Source organism: Pseudomonas fluorescens (genome assembly GCF_900636825.1).
Lineage (GTDB): Bacteria > Pseudomonadota > Gammaproteobacteria > Pseudomonadales > Pseudomonadaceae > Aquipseudomonas > Aquipseudomonas fluorescens_BG.
Genome location: NZ_LR134318.1, coordinates 2,986,999 through 3,010,926, shown reverse-complemented (window position 1 = coordinate 3,010,926; position 23,928 = coordinate 2,986,999). Strand labels below are relative to the sequence as shown.

Here is a 23,928-nt window from a genome sequence, read left to right as displayed (position 1 = left end):
CTCGCTCCCACAAATGCCGAGCCGGCAATTCTGTTGGCGCCAGACCAATCGGCCCCGTCACAGATTTTGAACTTTGCTTTACCCGCCATTTCCATTGTTTGAGGTGACAAGCATCCAGCTCCACCACACCTGAACCAAGGAATGAACGTGACCGCACCCACTCATAAAACTGCTCTGCGCCGGGCTATCACTTTCCCGATGCTGTTTCTGTTTATTCTCGGCGATGTTCTGGGGGCGGGCGTTTATGCGCTTGCCGGGACGATTGCGGGAGAGGTGGGGGGTGCGATATGGGTGCCGCTGCTGATTGCACTGTTCTTCGCCATGTTGACGGCGGGCTCTTATGCAGAGTTGGTCACCAAATATCCCCACGCTGGCGCGGCTTCGGTTTTCGCTGAAAAGGCGTTCAAGTCACCGCTTGTTTCCTTCCTCGTCGGTTTTTGCATGCTGGCTGCTGCGGTGACCAGCGCAGCGGGTTTATCGCTGGCGTTTGCCGGTGATTACCTCCACGCCTTCGTTGACGTATCGCCGCAGATTGCCGCCCTGGTGTTTCTTCTGGCTATCGCTCTGCTCAACGCGCGGGGGATAAAGGAATCGCTCGGGGCGAACCTGGTGATGACCGTCATTGAGCTGTCAGGGTTGATTTTGGTGATCGTCGCCGCGATCTGGTACTTCCGCACAGGCGATGCGGATTTGGGGCGAACGCTGACGTTCAAGCCTGGCGTCAGCCCCGTGCTCGCGGTGCTGGGTGCGGCATTGCTGGCGTTCTATTCTTTCGTAGGTTTCGAAACGTCGGCGAATCTGGCCGAAGAAATCAAGGACGTGCGCAAGGTATATCCGCGCGCCTTGTTCGCGGCTTTGCTGATGGCTGGCGTGGTTTACATGGCGGTGGGTGTGGCAGCGTCTTCTGTTTTGCCGACCGAGAGATTGCTGGCGACGTCGGCGCCTTTGCTCGAAGTTGTCCGCGCATCGACGCTCGATATTCCGCCAGCGTTGTTCTCTTTTATTGCATTGATAGCCGTCGCCAACGGTGCGCTGCTAACCATGATCATGGCCAGTCGTTTGACCTACGGCATGGCCAATCTGGGACTATTGCCGGGCGCTTTGGGTGCAGTGCTGCCTGAACGAAAAACACCATGGGCTGCGATTCTCGCAACCACTTTGGTGGCAATTGCCCTGACGCTCACCGGTACCCTGGCAACCTTGGCAGAGACAGTGGTTTTGCTGTTGCTGTTCGTTTTTCTGAGTACCAATGTGGCGGTGCTCGTTCTTCGTCGCGACAGGGTTGAGGAGGATCACTTTCGCGTGCCGACTGTTGTCCCAGTGCTTGCGATCGTGTCGTGTCTGGTGCTGCTCAGTCAGCAGGGCTGGGAAACCTGGTTGCGGGCGGGGGCGTTGATAATCGTCGGGATGTTGCTGCACGGCTGCTCTCGCATCAAATTCCGCGCGGTGAGCAAAATCAGTCAATGAGCAAAGTCATCTTCGATGCTGGACTGAAGCGTGCTCGGGTTAGATACCCAAGCACGCAGTTTCCAAATCGCCGGTGCGCTTGCCACGTGTACCGACCAACGTTCACTTGAGAAATCAGCCCAGATGATGCCGCTCTGCAAGGCGATAAACATCGGTGTCGAGGCCTTCGAAACGCGCCTTCAACTGTAAAGCCAGGTACAGCGAATAGTGCCGCGACTGGTGCAGGTTGCCGCCGTGAAACCAGAGGTTTTGCTGCTGCGTCGGCTTCCACATGTTGCGCAGTTCGCCTTCATACGGACCGGGATCATTGGTGGTGCCGGAGCCCAGCCCCCAGCAGCGTCCGACCTTGTCCGCAACTTCCTGAGAAATCAGTTTCGCCGCCCAGCCGTTCATCGAGCCATAACCTGTCGCATAAACGATCAGGTCGGCCGGCAAACGACTGCCATCGGTGAGCACCACCGCGTTTGCTTCGATGCGTTCGACACCGAGGCCGGGCGCGCTCTTGAGCTTGATCGTGCCGTTGGCGATCAGCTCCGACGCGCCGACGTCGATGTAGTAACCGGAGCCACGGCGCACGTATTTCATGAACAGGCCCGACTCGTCGTCACCGAAATCAAGCATAAAACCGGCCCGGCTCAGGCGCTCATAGAAGTCCTTGTCGCGCTCTTTGATCGCGTCAAAGATCGGCCGATGAAATTGCGGCATGACCTTGTATGGAATCGAGGCGAACAGCAGATCGGCCTTGTCCGTGATCAGGCCAGACTCCAGCGCGTCTTCTGAATAGAGCCCGCCGAAGACCAGTTCCATCAGACTGTCCGAGCGCACGATATGCGTACTGGAGCGCTGCACCATGGTTACCTCGGTGCCGTTTTCCACCAGGTCGGCACAGATGTCGTGGGCAGAATTGTTCGCGCCGATGACCACCGCGCGTTTGCCTTTCCAGGCGTCACCGCCGGGGTGGCGGCTGGAGTGATGTTGCTGGCCGTGGAAATCCTCAGCGCCGGGATACACCGGTACGTTGGGTACGCCAGACATGCCGGTCGCGAGGATCAGTTGCGCCGGTTGCAAGGTGATTCGCTCGCCATTGCGCAGCAACTCTACAGTCCAGCGGCCGCTCTGTTCGTCGAACGTGGCGGCGAGACATTCGGTGCGCGGCCAGTAATTGAGTTCCATGACCTTGGTGTACATCTCCAGCCAGTCGCCGATCTGGTCTTTCGGAGTGAACACCGGCCAGTGGTCGGGGAAGGGCAGGTAGGGCATGTGGTCGTACCAGACCGGGTCGTGCAGGCACAGCGATTTGTAGCGTCCGCGCCATTGATCGCCGGGACGCTCTGCCTTGTCGATGATCAGTGTAGGTACGCCCAGGCGCTTGAGCCGCGCGCCGAGACCGAGTCCGCCCTGACCGCCGCCGATGATCAGGCAGTACGGTTGCGTGGTGACGCCCAGTGCCGCTTCCTCATCGCGGCGACGTTCCAGCCAGTTGCGCTTGTCGGCGTGGGCATGGCCATGACTGGCGCCCATCGGCCGACGGCGACCGCTGGGCTCTTCGAAGCCTTTGAGTTCGCGCATGGTGGTCAGTAGCGTCCAGCACAGACCGTCCTTCAGACGCACGTAGCCTTTGCCGCGTGCCGTATCGGTTTCCAGGCTCATCCAGCCTTCGAGCACGCCGTCGGTGAGCGTGGCTTCACCTTCGATTTGCCAGCGCTCGGGCCGGGTCTGCTCAAGGCGCGTTTCGAGCATGTCGCGGATCGCCGGTTTGCCTTCCAGGGTGACGAGGTTCCAGCTGAACAGCAGCAAGTCACGCCAGTGACATTCTTCGGCGAACAATTCCAGCGTGCCGTCCACATCTCGTTGCGCCAGGCGTTCGCCGAGGCGCTCGACCCAGGCCGCGAGTTGCGCTGTTGGCGTTTGCAAAGGGGTTTCGATAGCAATGTTCATGGGGCCACTCCCGATCTTGTTGTTTTGGTAAGCCACGGCACCAGAGCAAGGCTTGGGCCATCTCTCTCTAAAGCGCGTGCCAGAGCGGCTGACGCAAAGTTAGAAGAGGAATGGCTCGGGTGCTATGTCACGAATTCGGGAATTGCCGATGACACTGTGTCACTCGGCGCGAAATTCCCTGGCGGCAGGCTTTTCATCTAAGCTGCGGACAGACCCGTGTCTTCACCGAAGCGGAGAACAACAATGAAACCGGCCTCGATCAACGCCCACGCACGGCAGGTATTGCAAGTGGTGCAGGGCTCTGTTGCCAGCCCAAGTCCGACGGCAGACCTGGCGATCACCCGCTCATGGCGGCGCTGCCTGGACCAATACCAGCTCGACCCCGCCAGCCACCGCGCGCCGGATGTGCTCGAACAGGCACGCCTGCGCGAACACCGCGCGCCACTGGAACACATCATTTGCGTAGCGCACTGGCAGATGAACAGCCTGCACCAGCAACTCGGGCGCGACGGCCACGTTGTACTGCTCACCGATGCGCGTGGCGTGGCGATCGACAGCGTATTCAACGATTGCGAACGCGACGAGTTCCAGCGCTCCGGGCTGTGGCTCGGCTCGGTATGGAGTGAGGAACATGAGGGCACCAACGGCGTCGGCACCTGCCTGGTCGAGCGCCAGCACGTGACCATTCGCCGCGACGAACATTTCCGTGGCAAACACGCCGGCCTGACCTGTTCGGCCAGTCCGATATTCGACGCCAGCGGGGAGTTGCTCGCCGTACTCAACCTGTCTTCCGTGCGCGAGGAAAGCAGCCTTGAACAGCGCTTCAAGGCCATGGCCCTGACCAACCTGTCGGCCCAGTTGATCGAGAGCTGTTTTTTCCTCGGCCACGATCCGCAGCGCTATTTGCTGCGGTTTCATCCGGACGCCGGGTTCGTCGGGCTGCTGGGCGAAGGCCTGCTCAGTTTCGACGAAAGTGCGCGGATCTGCTCGGTGAATGCGGCGGCGCTGGATCTGTTGGGCTTGAGCCGCGAACAAATGGTCGGGCAGTCGCTGACCATGTTGCTGGAAACACCGATGGAACAGTTGCTCAATCACGCCAGTGCTCAGGCGCACGTCTGCTGGCCGATGCGCCTGATAGACGGACGCCTCTTCTACGGCCAGTTGCGTGAACCGATCCGCCCGGCGCCATTGACCCTTGCGCCTGCCCCTCAAATCAACGATGAGCGCGTGTGCCTGGAAGACCCGCGCCTGCAACGCGGATTTGCCCGCGCGTTGCGCGTGCTTGAGCGCGATGTGCCGGTGTTTCTGCAGGGCGAAACCGGCACCGGCAAAGAAGCGTTCGCAGCGGCGTTGCATCGTGCCAGCTCCAGAGCCGGCGAGCCGTTTATCGCGATCAATTGCGCGGCGATTCCCGAGACGTTGATCGAAAGCGAGCTGTTCGGCTATCGCGGCGGCAGCTTCACCGGCGCCCGCAAGGACGGCATGGTCGGCAAGCTCGAGCAGGCACACGGCGGCATCCTGTTTCTCGACGAAATCGGCGACATGCCCCTCGCGCTACAGACACGTTTGCTGCGCGTCCTCGAAGAGCGTCAGGTAGTGCCGCTGGGCAGCGCAACCCCTCGCGCGCTCGATGTACGTTTGATCAGCGCCAGTCACCAGAATCTGCAAGCCTGCGTGGCCGACGGTCGTCTGCGCGAGGACCTGTTCTATCGCATTGGCGGTTTTGCCGTGGAACTGCCGCCGTTGCGCGAGCGTTCCGATAAGGGCCGTCTGCTTGACCTGCTGCTGCGCGAAGAAGCGGCCGGCGCCACTGTGCGATTGGACGCAGGGGTCAGGGAATGCCTGCTGGCGCAGCCTTGGCCAGGCAACGTTCGGCAATTGCGCACCAGTCTGCGTACGCTGGTGGCGTTGGCAGTGGAAGGGCGGGTCACGCTGGACGATGTACGAGAATTACTTCCAGCCACTAACGAACCTGTTGAGGATCCGCTGGGCGTTTCCGAACGGCAGACCCTGCTGAGCTTGATCGAGGCGGAGCACTGGCATGTAGCTCGTGTGGCCAGTCGTCTGGGCATCAGTCGCAATACGCTCTACCGAAAATTGCGCCAGCACGGTATCGCACGGCCGGTTTGAAGCAAGTCGCTGGAGTTGCCTGCATATTAGCGCCAATCGACTGCAAGAGCAGCCGTTTGCTTGGATCCAATCATTGACTGACTATATCGCTATCCGATCAGTGGTAGGCTGAGGCTATTGCTACAGGTGATGGCGCAATGACATATTGCAGCACCTTCCCTCACCTGAAATGTGCCAAGAATGCGCCCCCTCACGTCACTTGTTGCAGCGTCGATGCTGCTCAGCGGGTGCAATGGAATGCCAGTCGCTTTTGTTCAGGATCCTGTTTTAGACCAAGCCTTTGTCGTTCACTCAGGCGCGCCTTTGCCATACGTGCTGATGGGTTCGGCGGTGCAATGGAATGAAGACTTCGCCGTCACGGTGAAGCACATTCCTTATCTGTCGGGCGCGGTATTCAAAGGCAAGGCAGACGTGCAGTTCTTCCGTCACAAAGCCAGTAGCGTGCCGGCGTGGCGCGGCTACACGCCAGGCGAAGAGCTGACTTCGGTGGGGTTCAATTCGCTGTACATGTCAGTCAAGGGCACCGGCCTGGCACTGCCGGCCATGGTTCGCCTCGACGTCAAAGAGGGCAACGTGCTTTACGGCACCCACAATGGCGCGCTGGCCAAAGGCATGTCCGGCGGGCCGGTGTTTTCCGCCGATGGCAAAGTGGTTGGCATCAACGTGGCGTTTTTAACACGCGATGACGTCAGCCGCCTCAAGCGCCAGGATCTGCTCGATCAACCGCGCGTGAGCATTTTCCTGCCATACGCGGAGATCAATCGCGAGTGGTCGCGCTATCAGGCCAGCATCACTCCGACTGTGCCGCCGACGACCAAGCTGGCCAGCCGCTGATCAGCGTTCGCGCAACGCTTCGCGGGCGCGGTTGAGCGGCTTGATCAGGTAATCCAGCACGGTTTTTTCGCCGGTGCGAATGTCCACCGTAGCGATCATCCCGGGGACGATTGCGAAGCGTTTGCCGGCCTTGTTGCGCAGTTCATCCGAAGCGGTGCGGATGAACACGCGGTAATAGAAAATCTCCGGCTTGGCTTCGTCCTGGATCGTGTCCGGCGAGATCGTCACCACTTCGCCGTCGAGGCTGCCGTAGATCGAGTAGTCGTAGGCCGTGATTTTCACTTTCGCCGCCTGGCCGGGGTGAATGAACGCGATGTCGCGCGGCGAGATGCGAGTCTCGATCAGCAATTGCTCATCCAGCGGCACGATCTGCATGACTTGGCCGTTGGGCGCGATCACGCCTCCAATCGTGCTGACTTCGATGTCCTTGACGATCCCGCGCACCGGCGAGCGTAGGGTCAGGCGTGACAGCGAGTCGGTACGGCCACGGATCACCGCTTCGAGCATCTGCGCCTCGGCGTTGGCCTTGGCCAAGTCTTCGCGGGCGCGGACCATGTAATCGGAGCGCGCTTCGGTGGCCTTCAATTCCAGCTCCGAACGCTGGCGAGTCAGGCGCAGGACTTCGACTCGGCTCGACGCGCCGATCTTCGCCAGATTCTCGGTAATCGCCAGTTCACTGCGCACCAGTTTCAACGAGCTCTGAATCCCATCGAGGGTTTCCGCCAGCCCCTTGCGCCGGGTCTGGTAAAGCTCGGTTTCGGCGCGGATCAGATCGGGAAACTCTTGCAGCGACGGATCGAACGTCAGCGGGTTTTCGCTGACTTCCGCTTGCAGGCGATTGACGCTGGCCAGTGCCGCACGGTATTTGGCCGCGCTTTCACCGACATTGGACTGGTTCTTCACCGGATCCAGTTGGGCGAGGATCTGGCCGCGCTCGACCAATGCGCCTTCGCTGACATTGAGCTGTTCAAGGATGCCGCCCTCCATCGACTGAATGACTTGCTCTCGGGAACTGGGCACCACTTTGCCGGTGCCGGTGGAGACTTCAACGACTTCAAACCACGCCGCCCACGCGACGAAGCAGGCGAGCATCAGCGCGCAACCCCAGATCACTTTGGCGCCGCCGGCAAGCGCACGCTCATCGCGGCCGTCGAGGTAGGACATCGGATCCGGCACGTCCGTCATCATCGGCTTCATACCGCCACTCCTTTGCCCGGTGCACGCAGCCGTGCCAGGGCCGCGTCGCGATGGTCATCAATAACGATGCGCCCGTTGTCGAGGACGATGATCCGCTCGACCAGTTGCAACACACTGACCCGGTGCGTGGCGACCACCAGCGTTCGGCCCTGGGTCCACGTCGCTAGTTTTTCCAGCAGCAGACGTTCGGTGACGTCATCCAGCGCAGCCGTCGGTTCGTCGAGCAACAGCACTTGTGGCAGGCGGAGCAACAACCGCGAAAGCAAGAGGCTCTGGCGCTGACCGCCCGACAGGCCCAATCCACCTTCAAGCACCAAGTGGTCCATGCCCTTGGGCAATTGCCGGACAAAATCCAGCGCACCGGTGACGTTCAGCGCGGCGATGATTTCCTGATCACTGGCCTGACCGGCGCCGAGGGTGATGTTGTCGCGCAGGGTGCCGTGAAACAGCCGCGCCTGTTGCGACAGCAGGCCGACATCGCGGCGCAGGTCGGCCGGATCCAGATGCGCCATGGCGATGCCGTCCAGCGTGGTTTCACCGCTGCTCAGATCCATCGCACCGCCCAAGGCCTGGAGCAACGTCGATTTGCCGGCGCCGTTGCGGCCGAGCAGGGCGATGCGCTCGCCGGGGCGAATGGTCACGTCGATGGCGTTGAGCGCCGGGGCCGATTCTTCGCTGTAGCGGAAACTCGCCTGGCGCATTCGGTAGTCGCCGCGAATGGCCGGCAGGTGTACACGCTGACTGCCTTCGGGATGATCCACCGGCATCTGCATGATCCGGTTCAAGCCTTCGAGTGCAACTTTGGCCTGCTGCCAACGGGTGAGGACGTGGGTCAGTTGCGCCATCGGCCCCATCATCCGCGATGACAGAATCGACGCCGCGACCAGGCTGCCAGTGGTCAGGTCACCGGCAATCACCATCGGCGCGCCGAACACGATCACTACGGCGAAGACCCCGCCTTGCACGTTCTGCGTCCAGGCCACCAGGCTATTGGTCAGCGTACGCAAACGCAGGCTGCTGTCCGCCGAGGCGGCGTTGTACTGATTCCATTGTTGCTGGAAGCGCTGCTCGGCCTGCAGCGCCTTGATGTCGTCGAGGCCCTGAATACTTTCAACCAACATGGCGTTGCGCAGCGCGGCTTCGCGCATCGAGGCGTTCGCCAGTCTGGCCAGACGCGGTTGCGCGACGATACCCGGCAGCAACATGAACACCAGCGCCACCAGTGGGATCAGCACCAGCGGCCCGCCGATCAAATAGAACACCAGCAGAAACAGCAGGAAGAACGGCATGTCGGCCAGTGCCGTGGCGGTGCTGGAGGTGATCAGGTCGCGGATCTGTTCCAGTTCTCTCAGCTGCGAAATGAACGAGCCGGTGGATTTCGGCCGGGCAGAATTGCGCAGGCGCAAGGCATGGCCGAATACAAGATCGGAAACCCGCAAGTCAGCGCGTTTGCCCAGCACATCGGTGATGCGCAGCCGCAGAATGCGCATGACAAAATCAAACAGCAGGGCGAGCATCACGCCGCCGAACAACACGTACAGTGTTGGCAACGACTCGGCGGGAATCACCCGGTCGTATACCTGCATGGAAAACAGCACCCCGGCCATCCCCAGTAGGTTGGCCACCAGCGAGGCGATCATCACTTGGGTGTAGGGCCGCAGGTCGGTGAGCACGATACGGCGGAACCAGTGCTCGTCGTAGGGCTTGATGTAGTCGTTGGTGCGCACGTCGGAAACAGGCTGAGTCGGGCGCAAAATCACCGTGCGCAGGGCCTGCCCGGCGAGAGCAGCGGGGTCCATGCGACTCTGCAAGCCTTGGTCGCCACTGAAGCAGATTCCCAGCTCGCCAGTCTCGCCGATGCTTTCGAGCACGCCGACCTGACCATCGCGCAGTTGCACCACCAGCGGTGTGCGCCAACGGCTCAGGCTTTTGTTGTCGAACGCCGCGAACTTCACGCTTAAACCGGCCTGGCGCGCCATGTGCCGGACCACTTCTTCGACACGGCCTTCGCTGTGTACCGACGCCAGACGTACGCTTTCCGGGGAAACGTCGAGGCGATAATGGCGCGCAACCTTGAGTACTGCCTCCAGCCACGGCGAGTAATCTTCACGCGTTTCGGCAGCGACGGGTTCCGGGATAGTGATGCTGGCGTCGGTCATGGCAGGATCTCGACATTCTGGATGGCGCTGTGGTCGATGCCGAAAACCCGGCGAATCGCACCGCTGTTGTAGAAACAGTCGATCTGCAGGCGTTGCAGGTCGGCCTGGGTGTTGACCAGATCGAAGCGCGACTGGTGGATTTCCTGTTCGGCATTGAGCAAGTCCAGCAGCGGCCGCGTGCCCAATTCCAGGTATTGGCGGCCATACAACATGCGCGCCTCGGTGATGCTGGTCTGGCGAAATTCCAGCGAGCGCAGCCGGCGGTTCAGCCCTGACGTCTGCGCCTGGGCTTCATCCAGCCCCTGACGTGCTTGCAGGCGGGCGAAGTCTTCGGCTGAGTCCGCTGCGGTCAGAGCGTGACCAGCGGCGCGGCTGCGGGCGCTGATGGCGCCGCCCTGATAAATCGGCACTTCGAGGTTGAGGAAGATCCCGACCTGGGTGCGATCGGCCCGCGAGTTCTGATCGTCGTAATGGTCGTCCAGGTATTGATTGACCGACGGTTGCAGCGACAGGGTCGGGTAGGCTTCCGCCTTGGCCTGCGCCAGTTCCGCCTGGGCCTGGGTGCGTTGCGCAGCTGCTTGCAGAACCGCGGGCAGGGCATCGGAGATCTGCGAAGCATCGCAGGCCTGACTCAGCGTCGGCGCTGGCGCTTCGCTGACCGCGGGCGGCGTGCGCCGTCCGAGCAGGCTGGTCAAAGTGGCCTGCCAGCGCGCGTACTGCGCCTTGAATTCCTGCAACGTAGCGGTGGCGCCTTCGGCGCGGGATTGCGCCTGGACCACATCGGAACGGGTGCTGGCGCCCATGTCGTTGCGTTGCCTGGCCAGGTCGACGATGCCGCCGATACCTTGAATCTGCTCGCGGGCGACGTCGAGCAGACGTTGATAGCGCTGCACTTCGATGTAGGCCTTGGCGGTGTCGCGGGCAACATCGTCGATTGCCAGCAGAATCCCGGCCTGACTGCGCGCCACCCGGGCGCGGGCAGCATCAACCGCACTGGAAACCTTGCCGAAGTCGTAGAGCATCTGCTTGAGCGAAATATTCACTGACTGGCTGCCGGCATCGCTGCCGTAACCGCTGGTGTAACCGCCCTTGATGCCGCCGGTGACTTGCGGGTAGTAACCGGATTCGGCGACGTTGACGCCTTCGCCTTGCTGGAACAGCGTGCCAATGGCCTCGCCGATCCGCGGATGCCAGTCCACGGCCAGCCGCACGGCTTGTTCCAGGCCCAACGCCTGCGCATCGGCGGAGGCCTTCGAAGCCGGGGCAGGGCGCTGACGGACGCCATCGCCTGCCGGTTGTTGCAGTTGCGACGGGCTGATGCTGCGCAAGCTGCTGTCGAGGTTGTCGTCGGCGCGAACGCCGACGGTGAAAGCGGGGTAGAGGCCGATGGTCAGCAAGACCACCGGCCATTTCTGGCGAAAAACTGACTCCACAGACTTCCCTTACTGTTGAGAGACGGACGTTGTTGATGTCTTGTTTCAAACCACTTGAATGCCGTTCTGCACCCACAAGTGGTGGCTCGGATCCTCCTGCGCCGTGTATTGAACATAGTCGATGCCGTCGGCCTGCTGCGTACCATCGGCGGTCCAGCTGTCGGTCATGTGCACGCTGTCACGGCTGTCACCCTTGATCAGCAGTGTGTTGTTGTCAGCGGAAGTGATCGCCACCAGGTCGCTGAGGTTCAGCGTCAGTGACACGGCACTGGAATGGTTGAGGTCGAGGATTTCGACGTTGTCGATCTTGCTCTGCAGATCACCGAGGTTGATCGAGACGTCGCCTCCGGCCCAGAGCAGGGTGTCGGTGCCGCTGCCGCCATCCACGGAAGTGAACTGCTGGTCGGCGATGATCAGCGTGTCGTCGCCGGCTCCGCCTTGCAGCGAAATGGCGCCGCCGTGCGAGCCGTCGAGGGTGTCGTTGCCGTCGGTGCCCTGGATCAGCTCGCTGCCAGCCGCATGAGCCAGGCCGAGGTCATCGCTGGTCAGCGCCGAGAACGCGGTCGTCGCGAAAGCGCCGGCCCTGTTCAGATCGATGGTCAGCGTCGCGCTGTCGACAGTGCCGTTCGGATGCGTGAGCTGATAGGTGAACGTGTCCTCCTGGCCGATGATCGCATCGGTCAGCCCGGCCTTGAGCGTGTAGGTGTAGTTGCCGTTGGCCTGGACCACCAGAGTCCCGTAGTTGCCGACCAGCGAAACGCCGTTGTAACCCGGCGCCACGTAGCTGCCGGCGACGAGCACACTGAGCAAGGTGTAGACCGAACCCAACACATCGGCGCCGCCACCGGCAGTGTCGGTGAGCAGGTTGCCGGAGACCGGCGTGTAGCTGCCGACCACAAACTGGTTGTTGTAGGTCGCGACGTTGATCAGGCTGGTATTGACGCTGGTGAGCAGGCCGAGGCCGCCCACCGCCACCCGCACTTGATAACTGCCGGCGGTCTGGTCATCGAACTTGATCCCGTAGTTGCCGCCGCCAAGATTGAGCAACGCGTTGCCACCGTAGCTTTTGACCAGCACGTATTGGTTGGTGGCAGTGTTGAGTTTGTACAGGCCCACCGTCATCGAACCGAGCAGCGCCAGCAGGTTGCTCGAATTGACCACCACAGTCAGGTCGCTGACGGTGTCTGCGGCAACTACGGTGTTGTAGTTGCCACTGCCGCCGCCCAGTAGCACGTTGAACGTGCCGAGATTGGAATTGGTGGTGACTTCGCGGTTGGCCAGCGTTACGTCAGTCGAAGCGATGTCCGGCGTGGCATCAACCACCAGCGCCGGGCTGCCGAGGTTGGCGTCATTCCACACTTCGGTGGCTTGCGGGCTGTCGATGCGCACGTACAGATTGGCGGTGTCGCTCAAGCCGTTCGGGTGCACCAACTGATAGTTGAACACGTCGACCTTGCCGACACTGCTGACGCTGCCGTTGGGCTTGTAACTGTAGTTGCCGCTGGCGTCGATGGTCAGCGTGCCGTACAGCCCTTGCACCGTGGTGCCAGCCCCGGCACTGACCCAGGCGCCGTTCTTGAAGATCTGTAATTGCGCGCCGTTGTCCGGGCCGGTCTGGTCGGCTGTGCCATCGACGCCGACGTTGGTGATGACGTTGCCGGTCACGGCTGGCCCGGCGATACCGTTGAACTGGGTCAGGCTGCTGACGTCCAGTTGCAGCTGCGTATTGACCGTGGTCAGCACGCCGATACCGGTGCTCGACACTGTCAACCGGTAGTCGCCTGACAGCAGATTGCCGATATCGACCCGCACGCCTTGGCCGGTCAAGGCAATCAGATCGAGCAGACCGCCGCTGCCGTTGACGTCCAGGGTGACCCAGTTGCCGCTGGCATTTTTAACCTGCAGGGTATAGACCACGCCATCGAGCAGGGAAACCAGGCTGCCGGTGGTCAAAGTCAGGGTTGGGTCAAGCTGCGTGCCGCCGGCCACAGTGAAGGTGAAGGTTTTCGAGAACCCGGCCAGCAGCGTAGTGAAAGAATCGTTGAACGTCTGCGACGCGGTGACCGGGGCCAGCGTGACGGCGCCGACAGCAAGGTTATCGCTGGCGACCACTGGCGCATTGACGTCGATATCCGGCGCCGTGACATTGGCGGCAACCGAGACGTTGCCGCGCGCATCGCTGAGGTTGACGGTGAGTTTCTCGCCATTGATCTGCGCACTGTTAAGCGCAATGCTGAACACGCCGAGGTTGTTGACCGTGCCGGTGCCAAGCACCGTGCCGCTGGCCGACTTGATGGTCACGGTTGCGCCGGCCTCACCGGTGCCGGTGACGGTCAGGCCGTCGGCGCCGACCAACAGCGTCGTGGCCGCAGCGGGCGGCGTCAGGTCGGGCGCGGTTGCGCTCGCCGCTGCCGACACGTTGCCACTCGGATCTGCCTGAGTGACGCTGAGCACCTGGCTGTTGATCTGCGCGGAGGCGAGCACCACCGAGAAGCTGCCGTTGGCCGCAACGGTGGCGGTACCGAGTACCACACCGCCGACACCCCGGACGCTGATGGTCGAACCGGGCACGCCGACACCGGTGAGCAAGGTGCCGCTGCCATTGACGCTGACGCCAGTGGGTGCGCCGGGCGCGGTGACATCTGGCGCCGTCAGGCTGGCATTGGGCGACAGGTTGCCGGCCGGATCGACAAGTCGCACGGTCAACAGCTGGCCGTCCAACTGCGCGGTGTTCAAGTTGAAGCTGAATGTGCCGCCACTGCCTACGGTCGCGGTGCCGAGCAGCGCGCCACCGGGGCCATAGACGTTGACCGTCGCGCCCGCTTCGCCAGTGCCGCTCAACGTCAGACCATTGGCCGCCAGCGCCAGACCGCTGGCCGCGACCGGTGCTTGGGTGTCAGTGGCGGTCAGGTTGAACACCGGCGAAAGATTACCCGTAGGGTCCGCCTGCTGGACATTGAGCTGCTGGCCGTTGAGCTGGGCGCTGGACAGCTGCACAGTGAAGGTGCCACCGGCATTGACCACCGCGGTGCCGAGCACCGTACCGGCGGCATTGGTCACACTGACTGTGGCGCCGGCTTCACCGCTGCCGCTGACTGCCAGCCCGGTACCGCTCAAGGCCACATTGCTCAAGGCTGCCGGCGCTGTTGTGTCGGCGACGCTGAGGTTGGTCGACGGCGAAACATTGCCTGCCGCATCGCTCTGGCTGACGACCAGTTGCTGGCCATTGAGTTGCGCCGAGGACAGGGTTACCGAGAACGTGCCGTTCGCCGCCACTGTTGCGGTGCCCAGTACCGTGCCACCGGCGCCACGCACGGTGACGAGGGCGCCGGCTTCACCGAGGCCGTTCAGCACCAGACCAGCGCCACCGAGCACCAGCGCGGTCGGTGCCGCCGGAGCGGTGGAGTCGGGCGCCGTTACCGGCAGCGTCGGCGAGATGTTATTGGCAGCGTCGGTTTGAGTGGCGTTGAGCTGCTGACCGCTCACCTGCGGCGCATTGAGTTGTGCGCTGAACGTGCCGTTTGCGCCGACTACCGCTTCACCCAACAGCACGCCGCCAGCGCTGGTGATCGTTACCTTTGCGCCGACTTCGCCGCGACCGGTCACCAGTGTACCGCTGGCGTTTACCGCCAGATCGCTGAGCGGTGCGGGCGCCGAGGTGTCACCGGCAGTGATTCCGGTTGGCAGCGATGCGCCGCCCAGTGCCGTGTTCGCCGTGACCTCAAGGCTTTGCCCATTGGTTTGTGCAGGCGTCAGGACAACGCTGAACGTGCCGTCGGGACCGGTGATAGCCGTCCCGATCAGGCTGTTGTCGGGCGCGAAAACGTTGATGGTAGTGCCGATTGCCGCCGTGCCGGTCAGCGTCACGCCATCGGCCGACAGCAGCAGATTGTCCGGCGCATCCGGCGCCGGAACAGCCGGCACGTTCAGGATGGCGTCATCGGAAACGTTGTTGGCCAGGTCCGTCTGATTCACCGTCAACACTTGGCCGGCGGTAATGCCCGGTGGCAGGTCGACCACGAATGTGCCGTTGGCCGCCACCGTGGCGGTGCCGACGAGATTGCCCAGCGCGTCGGTCACCTCAATGCTGGCACCGGCTTCACCACGCCCGGCGAGCTGGGTCAGGTCGCCGCTGATGGTCAGGCCGGTGACAGCGTCCGGAGCGGTACTGTCGTCCACTGGGTAGAGCAATTCTGGCGATGCATTGAGCGCCTCATCGGTGGCTATCACCGACAATACCTCGCCGTTAGTTTGCGGCGGATCGAGCTCGAGGGTGTAGGTGCCGTCGGCCAACGCTACCGTCGTACCCAGCACCGTACCGGTGGCAGACAATACCGTCACGGTGCTGCCCGCTTCGGCAGTCCCCGCGAGGAGGATGCCATCGGCGGCCAGCGATGTGACGGTCGGGGTGAGCGGTGCCGTGCTGTCTGGAGCGTCGACCAATGCCGGTTCGGACAGATTGTTTTTCGCGTCGGCCTGTACTACCGATAGTGTGCGGCCATCGATTTGCGCTGCGGACAAGGTGACATTGAAACTGCCGTTTGCAGACACCGTCACAGTACCAAGCACCACCGCGCCGTCGCGCACGGTGACAATTGCTCCGGGCTCGCCAGTGCCGGTCACAGTCAAGCCGTCCTGGCTGACGATGAGATCGGCGACTTCCAGTGGAACGGTGGTGTCGCCCGCTTGCAAGGGCGCTGTCGGTGAAATGTTCGACGCCAGATCCGTCTGATTGACGCTCAGCAACTCCCCGTTCACTTGCGGTGGATTGAGGGTCACGCTGAACGAGCCATTGGCGGCCACGATTGCCGAGCCCAGCACCGTGCCTGTCGCGTTGACCACGCGCACGGTAGCGCCGGCTTCACCGTTGCCGGTCAACGTCAGCCCGTCAGACGTAAGCTGCAGGCCGGTCGGGGCGGCCGGTGCGGTAGCGTCCGGCGCAGTAACGGGTGCCACGGGCGAGGGATTGCCCGCTGCATCGCGCTGGATGACCGACAAGGCTTCGCCGTTGAGCAGCGGCTGACTCAGCGTCACGCTGAAACTGCCATCGGCCGCCACGGTGCCAGTGCCGAGGATGGTGCCGACGGCGTTGGTCACCACCACTTGGAAACCCGCCGCGCCGGCGCCGGTTATCACGCTGCCGTTGGTATCGATTGCAACATCCGTAAGTGCCGCTGGTGGCGTGCTGTCTACGGCCACCAGCGTGCCGGCAGGCGAGGTATTGCCGGCGGCATCCGCGAGTTCGACGAAGATCGCTTCGCCATTGGTTTGCGCCGGTACAAGGGTGATCTGGAACAGCCCGTCATTGCCGACCGTGCCGGTGCCCAGAACGGTGCCATCGGCCAGCGTCACGCTGACCTCGGCGCCGACTTCGCCGCGGCCGGTTAGCACGTCACCGGGCACATTGATCTGCAGGTTCTCAGGCGTGGCGGGCGGGGTCAGATCCGGCGCGGTGACCGGGACCGGCGCGCTGACATTGCCGGGCGGGTCGGCCTGTTGCACGTTGAGGATCTGCTCGTTGATTTGCGGCGGGTTGAGGGTCACGCTGAACGAGCCGTCCGCGAGCACGACGCTGGTGCCGAGCAAGGTGCCGTTGGCATCGCGCACGGTCACCGTCGCGCCGGGTTCGCCAGTGCCGGTAACCAGTGCGCCCGAGCTATTGATATCGACGTTGGCCAGCGGGTCAGGCGGGGTGAAGTCGGGGGTGGTCAGGCTCACCGCAGGGGAGTCATTGCCCGTGACGTCGGCTTGCACCACGTTGATCACTTCAGCATTGGTCAGCGCCGGGGTCAGCGTCAGAGTGAACGTGCCGGTCGGGCTCACCAGCGCTGTGCCGAGCACGTTACCGTCGCTGTCGATGACGCGCACCTGGGCGCCCGGTTCACCGCGCCCGGTCAGGGTTGCGCCGTCGCCGCTGATGCCCAGTTGCGACACGGCCGCTGGCGGCGTGCTGTCGACCGAGGTGAACGGCGTGGCCGTAGAGGTATTGCCTGCCGCATCCGTCAGCGAAACGGTCAGCGCCTCACCGTTGGCTTGCGGCGTGGTCAGGGTGACTGCAAAGGTACCGTCGATGCTGACGGTGCCGGTGCCGACCAGCGTTCCGGCCGCATTGTAGATATTGACTGTGGTGCCGGCCTCACCGGTACCGGACAAAACTACGCCATCACTGCTGACCGCCAGTCCTGCGGGAGCGGCAGGGGCTAGCAGGTCTGGGGCGACCAGATTGACGCTGTTGGATTCATTGCCAGCACCATCGGCCTGACTCAGGCTCAGAGTCTGGCCCGAGGTTTGCGCCGGGTTGAGGGTCACGCTGAAGGTGCCGTTGGCCGCCACCACGGCGCTGCCGAGGATCGCTCCGCCGGTGCCGAGGACGGTGACTGTGGCGCCGGCTTCACCGCGCCCGGTCAGGGTGGTGCCGTTCGGGGCCAGGCTAAGTTCGCTGAGAGCGGTCGGTGCCGCGATGTCAGCGGCGGTGTAATCCGCAGGGGACGAGTTGACCCCCGTGGACGATGTCGCCACGGCAGACAATTGCTCGCCGTTGATTTGCGCCGCGTTGAGGGTAACGCTGAAGGTGCCGTTCGCCGCGACCACGGCAGTGCCGAGCACCACGCCGGAGGCATTGCGAATGCTCACGGTGCTGCCAGCGGTTGCCGAGCCGGTCAGGGTCAGGCCGTCGGCGCTCAGGGCCAGATTGGTCGGTGCGCTTTCCGCCAGATTGCCCGGCGCCGTTACCGGTGTCGCCGGCCCGGTGTTGCCTGCGGCATCGACCTGCACAACCGCAAGCATCGATCCGGCGACTGCCGCCGGCGACAGGCTGATGCTGAAACTGCCGTTGTTGCCGACAGTCGCGGTTCCCAACAGCGCACCGCCGGCGTCACGCACTTCCACGCTCGCGCCGATTTCACCGGTACCGGTCAACGTCGCACCGTTGGCGCTGACCGCCAGATTGTTCGCTGCCACAGGCGCGGTGGTGTCAGCGGCATTGACGATGGCCGGGGCGGACGGATTGCCCGCCGCGTCCGTGGCCGTCACGTTCAGTGACTGGCCGTTGGCTTGCGCAGTATTGAGTGTCAGTTGGAACGTGCCGTTGGCGGCGGCTGTGGTGGTGCCGAGCAAGTTGCCTTGACTGTCGCGCACGGTGACCGTGCTGCCTGCTTCGGCGTTACCGGCCAATTGCACGCCGGCGGCGTTCAAGGTCAATCCGCTTGGAATGGCTGGCGGGGTCAGATCCACCGAAATCACTTCCACGGCCGTGGACACGTTACCCGGCGGGTCTTCCTGAGTGACCGTCAACACTTCGGCATTCAGCTGTGGCGTGCTCAACGTAACGCTGAACGCGCCGCTGCTGCCAACCTGCGCGGTACCCAGCACGGTGCCGTCGGCGCTGCGTACAGAAACCGTGGCGCCAGGCTCGCCGTGACCGGTCACGGTGACGCCGTCGGCATTCACCGCGACTTGCGTCAGCGCGGCCGGGGGGCTGATGTCGGGGGCGTTGAGGCTGGTCGATGGCGACACATTGCCGGCGGGATCGGTCTGGCTGATCGCCAGCGCTTCACCATTGGTGGGCGCGGGCGCCAGCGTCACACTGAACGAACCGTTCGCGCCGACCACGGCACTGCCAAGTATTGTGCCGCTGGCGTTGGTGACATTGACCGTCGCACCGACTTCGCCGGTGCCGGTGAGCGTCGCGCCGTCGGCGCTGATAAGTGGGTTCTGTACGGCGGCTGGCGGTGTGCCGTCGACGGTAAGCACGCCAGTGGCAGTCGAAGTATTGCCGTTAGCGTCGCTCAGGGTGACTTGCAAAGTCTCGCCCGTGTTCTGCGCGTTGGGCAGAGTGACCTGGAAGTTGCCGCTCTGATCGACGACACCTGTGGCCAGTACGTTACCGGCGGCATCGCGAACAGTCACGGTGCTGCCGGCTTCGCCCTGGCCTTTGACCACGGTGCCGACGTCGTTGATGGTGACACCGGTTGCGGCGGCGGGCGGCTGCAGATCGGTGGCAATGATGCTGGCAGGCTGCGACGGATTGCCGGCGGCGTCACTCTGGATCGCGGTGAGCGTCTGGCCATTAAGCTGCGCCGGCGTCAGCGTCAGACTGAAAGTACCATTGCTGGCAACCAGCGCGGTGCCCAGCACTGTGCCATTGCTGTCGGTTACGGTGACTGTCGCACCTGCTTCGCCACGGCCGGTCATCGCACTGCCATTGGCATTCAGCAGTAGATCGGTTACCGCCTCGGGCGGCGTGCCATCGGCCGCCGTCACCGTACCCGGTATTGATACATCGCCGTCAGGACTGGTTGCGGTCACTTGCAACGTTTGCGCGTTGATCTGCTTGGCACTGAGCAATAACGTGAAACGGCCGAAGCTGTTGATCAGCCCCGAGCCGAGTACATCGCCATTGCTGTTGCTCACGGTCACCGTGCAACCGGGCGTTCCCGCGCCGGTCAGGGTGAAACCGTCGGCGTTCAAAACCAGATCGGTCGGGGTCGCGACCTGGCTACCGTCGAGACCCGCCAGCGGAACAGCCGGCGAATCGTTGCCGCCGCGATCCGTGCTGATCACCTCCAGATTACCGCCAGGCTCGGCCGGTGGATCCAGCGTGACGACGAAGCGGCCATCGGCCCCCGCCGTTGCTGTGCCCAGCACAAGGCCTCCGCCGGCGATACTCACAGTGACCGTCGTGCCGGGCTCGGCAAGGCCGGAAACTTGGTTGCCCGCCGGGTTGAGTGCCAGATCGCTGACCGGCGCTGGCGGCGTTTCGTCTGGCGCATTGACAGTGCCTGGCAACGACTCATTGGTGCCGTCCGACACCACGACTTGCAAAGCTTCGCCATTGGTCTGGGCGGTATCGAGGTTGACCGTGAACGCACCCGTGCCATCGGCCGTGGCGGTGCCGATGACGTTGCCGTCGGCGTCGAGTACCTGGACTGTATTATTCGGCTGCGTGGTGCCGGTTACAGTGGCACCCGCCGGGTCGATGTCCAGACCGCTCGGTACTGGCGGCGCGGTGATGTCCGGCGCGGTGACTGGAGTGACCGGCGAGGGCAGGGTGCTCGCATCGGTCTGAATGACGCTGAGCACCTGACCGTCGAGTTGCGCCGGGCTGAGGTTGACGGTGAAGCTGCCGTCGCTGGCAACCAGCGCGGTGCCGAGCACCGAGCCATCCGGCGCGGTTACCGTGACGGTGCTGCCGGCCTGCCCGGTGCCGGTCAATGTCACGCCATTGTTGTTCAGCGCAAGATTGTCAGGTGCCAGCGGCGCCGTCGTGTCGGCGGCGGTCAGCGGCGCATTGGGGGACACGTTCACACCATCCGATTGGCTGACTTGCAGCGGCTGACCATTGGTTTGCGGGCTGTTCAGCGCGACCGAAAAGCCGCCGTTGCCGTCGACGATCGCAGTGCCCAGCGTGTTGCCGGCCAAATCCTTGACTGACACCGTGGCGCCGGGCTCGCCGGTACCGGTGAGCGTGCTGCCCGTTGCATCCAGCGCCAGATTCGCAGGCGCAGCGGGAGCCTGGATGTCCGGGGCCTCAACCGGCACCGCTGGCGAAGGCGACGTCGAGGCATCAGCCTGCACGACACTTAAGTTCTGGCCATTGGTTTGCGGCGAGGAAAGATTGATCTCAAAGCGGCCATCGCTACCGACAACGGCGGTGCCCAACACCACGTCGCCTGCGCCGATGACGGTAACGGTAGCGCCTGGCTGACCGGCACCGGTAACCACAGCGCCATTCGCGGAAATGTCTACATCGGAGACCGCAACCGGGGTCGTCAGATCCGGTGCCGTCACGTTGACCGGTGCCGATGGGTTGCCGTCGGCATCGGTCTGAATGACTTGCAGTTGCTGCGCATCGGTCTGCGCGGTCGTGAGGTTGACGCTGAAATTGCCGTCGATGTCGACCGTGCCGGTGCCGATGATAGTGCCCGCTGGATCGCGCACAGTGATTGCGGCGCCGACTTCACCCTGACCGGTCAGGGTCTCTCCTTGACTGTCCAGCGTGACGCCCGTAAGCGGCGCCGGGCCTTGAGTGTCAGGGGTCACATAAGTCAACGGGGCGGACGTGTTGCCAGCGCTGTCGCTCGCGCTGATCTGCAGGGTTTCGCCATTGTTCTGTGGCGTGCTCAGTTGCAAGGTGAACGTACCATCGGCGGCGACCACTGCCGAGCCGAGCACGTTGCCGTTGGCATCGCGGACTGTGACGGTGGATCCGACTTGGCCGCGTCCGTTCATCTGCGCGCCGTCCACGCTCAGAACGATGTCGCTGGGCTGTGTCAGGCCGTCGAGATCGCCGGCTATGACCGTCACCGCAGGCGAAGGATTTGCAGCGACGTCGGTGAGCTGCACGTTGAGTGCTTCGCCGTCCACTTGCGCCGCATTGAGTTGCACCGTGAATGAACCGTCCGCCGCGACCAACGCCGCGCCGAGCACGGTGCCCTGGGCATTGGTGACACTGGCCGTACTGCCGGGCTCACCTCGGCCGGTAACAGACAGGCCATCGCTGCTCACGGCCAGGTCCGTCGCGGCAACGGGGCCGGTAATGTCCGGTGCGTTGAATGTCACGGCAGGCGATTGCGCGCCGACGCTATTCAGCGCAACCACACTGATTACTTCACCGTTGGCTTGCGCCGAGCCGAGGGTAACCGTGAAAGTGCCGTCAGCGGCGACCGTACCACGCCCGAGCAAATCGCCATTGGCAGCACGCACTTCGATCGTAGTGCCGGCCCTGGCGATGCCGCTCAGCAGGCTGCCATCACTACTCAACCCGAGGTTGGCGGGTGTTTGCGGTTCGACGATCTCCGGTGCGCTGACCGTTGCGCCGGAGGAAATATTGCCCGCCGCGTCGACGGCATTCACAGTCAATGGCTGACCGCCAATTTGTGCAGGGCTGAGCGTGACGCTGAAAGTCCCGTCCGCGGCCACAACAGCGCTTCCCAACAAGCTGCCACCGGCTGCGCGCACCTGAATGGTTGAGCCGGCTTCACCTGTGCCGCCGAGTTGCGTGCCATCGGCGCTCACGGTTAGATTCGCCGGAGCGGTGGGCGCGGTTGTGTCCGGCGCGGTAATCACACCCGGTGTGGATACGTTGCCCGCTCCGTCGGTCAACGTCACGTCGAGAGGTTGGCCATTGGTTTGCGGGGTGTTCAGGTCAATCTGGAATTGCCCGTCAGCGCCGACAGTGCCAGAGCCCAGCAGATTGCCCGCCGCATCGCGAACCTGCACCAAACTGCCGGCCTCGCCAGATCCGCTCAGCACACGACCATCGGCTGACAAGGTCAAACCGGTCGCGGGGGAGGGCGGAGTCGCATCGCCATTGCCGCCGCCACCACCGCCTCCGCCACCACCCGTTGCCGCAGCCGCACCGCCCGCGCCCAACAGCCCCAACCCGGCAATTGCCCACGCCGACGTCGCGCCCTCAACCACGCCGACTCCCGCGATCAACTCATCGAGCGAGCCTATTTCATCGAAGGTAAAGCCATTGAACGGTTCTGCGCTGTAGCGCGCCTGCCAAAGCGTAGCGTCATCGCCCTGAAAAACGATGTCATTGGCAACACCATCGGGGCTGGTAACGAAGAAATTGGTGATTTTGATCTGCTCGCCGGACTTCAGATTCAAGATCAAATCCTGACCGCTTCGACTGGTTGAAGCGACCTGATCGGGCTTGACCGGAATTTGTACAACCGAAGGCTGACTGAGATTAACATTGCCCCAATTCTGAGCGGTGAGTTGAGAACTGGCTTTGTCGGCAATAACGATGTTGTCCATTACTACTCCCTGTTAATACGTCGGCGGACCGCATTGATATGTCAAAAACCATAGATAAAGAGCGCGGCTAAGGGTTGCCTGATATTTGACAATCGATATGTGGTTCGTGATAAGTCTCACGTAGGTAGCTGATATTAAAGGATCTTAAGTTATGGCCCGTTTGTCGGAACGTCAGACCTGATCGATTTCAAGAGGAAACAAAATGTGTCTGCGATGGGTGCCGCAGACAATGAGATTTGATTCTCAACCGGGATCGGACATTAAGTGATGGCAACGCGATATTGAACTATCCAGGTCAGCGGCAAAGTCCGGTGGCGGACTTTAATCGAAGGAATTAATTCGTTAGACGTGGCCACGTGGTGAGGTTTGAAATGGAAAACCGAGTCATCGGGTTCCACACGCCCAGGGCCGCAGGATAGTTGCTGGAAGAATCGTGCGCTTGCTATCGGACGTCGAAGTGATCGAACTCTATTGATGGACGCGATTCGAGTTGAAGGGCTGTGCCTTTGGCGGACTAGGACTGGAGAAACGAGCGCATAGCCTCGGGGGCTTCTAGCGAAGGCGGAAATTGAGCCAGGTAAGCTGTGATTACGTGAGGTGAAGGGCTCGCGGTTACTGAAGTCCTGATCCGGAAGCTGGTGGTGTGGCCCATTCATAAGCAGACACATAATTTAACTAGTGGGCGATGTCAGATGTTCACAAGCCGGTAGACCTGTTGTCCTACGGGCGTACAGGACGAGTAGTTGAGGAAACTGTTCATCGATTTATGTTCACAAGACTACCGACGTGTCGCACTACGGCTTCCGCTTTGGAGGTTAGATAAATCCAAAATAGACTGCAGGCTTACCGCGAGAGAGTTGCTGCGCCGGGCTCGCATCTACTAGGCACTGTACGAAAAGTAGTGTCTTAAACACCGCCGCCAGCAAGCCAACGTGACAATCGCCGAGAAAGTGTTCTTTAGACTGGGCTCAATGCGACGTATGGCACAGTGGCATTGCCCAATCTAG

8 protein-coding genes are annotated in these 23,928 nt (G+C 62.6%); 3 read left to right on the top strand and 5 right to left on the bottom strand.

The features are described 5' to 3' along the window. Positions 1–141: 141 nt before the first annotated feature. A complete protein-coding gene (locus EL257_RS13540) occupies positions 142–1,467 on the top strand; it encodes an APC family permease (protein ID WP_126363281.1) in 1,326 nt (441 codons plus the stop codon). Positions 1,468–1,581: 114 nt separating this feature from the next. Here EL257_RS13540 and EL257_RS13535 read toward each other — a convergent pair whose 3' ends face one another. Continuing rightward, the gene (locus tag EL257_RS13535) at positions 1,582–3,405 is read right to left on the bottom strand and encodes an NAD(P)/FAD-dependent oxidoreductase (RefSeq protein ID WP_126363279.1); all 1,824 of its coding nucleotides are present in this window, start codon (positions 3,403–3,405) and stop codon (positions 1,582–1,584) included. Between the two features lie 243 nt (positions 3,406–3,648). Between EL257_RS13535 and EL257_RS13530 the strand changes: the two genes are divergently transcribed. Both EL257_RS13530 and EL257_RS13525 read left to right on the top strand, forming a co-directional pair. Beyond that, positions 3,649–5,535: a sigma-54-dependent Fis family transcriptional regulator gene (locus EL257_RS13530; protein ID WP_126363277.1), complete on the top strand. Its 1,887-nt coding sequence runs from the start codon at positions 3,649–3,651 to the stop codon at positions 5,533–5,535. A gap of 312 nt (positions 5,536–5,847) precedes the next feature. Next, positions 5,848–6,369, top strand: a complete 522-nt coding sequence (locus EL257_RS13525) for a serine protease (RefSeq protein ID WP_232013109.1) — start codon at positions 5,848–5,850, stop codon at positions 6,367–6,369. On the opposite strand, the gene EL257_RS13520 is transcribed toward EL257_RS13525, so the two are convergent. Genes EL257_RS13520 through EL257_RS13505 form a run of 4 tightly spaced genes read right to left on the bottom strand, consistent with a single transcriptional unit; the run spans position 6,370 to position 22,921 of the window. After that, a complete protein-coding gene (locus EL257_RS13520) occupies positions 6,370–7,557 on the bottom strand; it encodes an HlyD family type I secretion periplasmic adaptor subunit (protein ID WP_419866624.1) in 1,188 nt (395 codons plus the stop codon). Between the two features lie 5 nt (positions 7,558–7,562). Beyond that, positions 7,563–9,725, bottom strand: a complete 2,163-nt coding sequence (locus EL257_RS13515) for a type I secretion system permease/ATPase (RefSeq protein WP_126363273.1) — start codon at positions 9,723–9,725, stop codon at positions 7,563–7,565. After that, positions 9,722–11,158 (bottom strand): TolC family outer membrane protein, encoded by a 1,437-nt coding sequence (locus EL257_RS13510; protein WP_126363271.1) that lies wholly within the window; start codon positions 11,156–11,158, stop codon positions 9,722–9,724. Before EL257_RS13510 ends, EL257_RS13515 begins: the two co-directional genes overlap by 4 nt. Positions 11,159–11,203: 45 nt before the next feature. Beyond that, positions 11,204–22,921 (bottom strand): BapA/Bap/LapF family large adhesin, encoded by an 11,718-nt coding sequence (locus tag EL257_RS13505; RefSeq protein ID WP_126363269.1) that lies wholly within the window; start codon positions 22,919–22,921, stop codon positions 11,204–11,206. Between the last annotated feature and the right edge of the window lie 1,007 nt (positions 22,922–23,928).